Genomic DNA, 1,262 nt, shown 5'->3' with positions numbered 1-1,262 from the left:
GTTTGTCATTCATACCCTAGATGAAGAGTACTCTACTTCCGCTCTATTATTTTCATTACCTTGGTGTTAGATCCCTAAAAATATTAACACAATATTCATACTTTTCTACCCACTTTATCTTTATTTTTATTAAAATTAAAAATATAAATACATTTTTATAGGAAAGGATTTGAGCTATGATTATTAAGCCACGCCAAGAACCACGTGATTTAAAAGTGTACCGGAGCTTAGACAACAGGATGATATTAACAAAAGATGAAAAGAACACCTATTTCACACTAGAAAAGGGCTATCAAGGAGAGGTGATGTTCGATGAATTTATTGAGGAAAATCTCAAAGCAAAAATGCTACTCTTAAACGACTTGTTATTCAAATCAGGAAATACCACATTTCAAGTTGATTCATTAATGATGTCAGACGGAATCAATTACCTTATCGATGTAAAAAATTTTGAAGGAGAATATTATTTCCATGATGGAAAGATGTATGTTGTTGGGAGTAATAAGGAAATACAAAATCCCTTTGATCAGCTTAAAAGGGCCAATATAATGCTACGTAATCTACTTCAAAAATTAGGTATTTTCACGCCTATCATACCTTACCTTGTTTTTATAAACCCAGAGTGCACCCTTTTTCAACTTCCACTAAATCAACCAGTTATTCTCCCCACTCAGCTAAATAGTTTTATAAGAAAACTAAATTCAACCCCTTCTTTCCTAAATCAAAAGCACATACAATCGGCAGAAAAAGTCATCAATTTACAAACAAATGAGACCCCATATTCAAATTTTCCGTCCTATTCATACAGCCAACTTAAAAAAGGAACCACCTGTTCTAATTGTCACTCTTTTTTCAGATCTGTTGTAGGTAGAAAATTTATTTGTAAGGCGTGTGGTTTTGAGGAGATAGTTGAATCGGTAATACTCAGAATGGTTGAGGAGTACAAGCTATTGTTTCCTGAAGAAAAAGTTACAACGAATCGGATTTATGACTGGTGTAAGGTGATTGAATCTAAAAGAAGGATCAGTAGGACACTTGAGAAAAATTATAAAATTACTGGAGCTCATCAATGGGCATATTACGAGTGATCGCGATTTTTTAGAACATCAATTCATTTGTTCAGTTCAATTCTACATTGAATTCTTTGTCTTTCATCACCCGAATGAAAGACAATTTTTTTGGACAACTCCTTCTTTTGTCATTCATCTATCTCATGAAGGACAGTTGTTTTGGTTCTCCACTTCCTTTTGTTCTTCATCAAC

At 33.3% G+C, this 1,262-nt stretch carries 1 protein-coding gene; it reads left to right on the top strand.

Annotation, left to right across the window (positions count from 1 at the left end):
* The first annotated feature begins 176 nt into the window (after positions 1 to 176).
* Positions 177 to 1,088 (top strand): nuclease-related domain-containing protein, encoded by a 912-nt coding sequence (locus tag V7083_RS20860; RefSeq protein ID WP_335481547.1) that lies wholly within the window; start codon positions 177 to 179, stop codon positions 1,086 to 1,088.
* The last annotated feature ends 174 nt before the right edge of the window (positions 1,089 to 1,262 follow it).

Origin of the sequence: Bacillus sp. JJ1764 (assembly GCF_036962145.1) — a bacterium.
Taxonomy (GTDB): Bacteria; Bacillota; Bacilli; order Bacillales; family Cytobacillaceae; genus Neobacillus.
The sequence above is the reverse complement of the archived record's forward strand: the minus strand, read 5'-3'. Positions and strand labels throughout refer to the sequence as shown.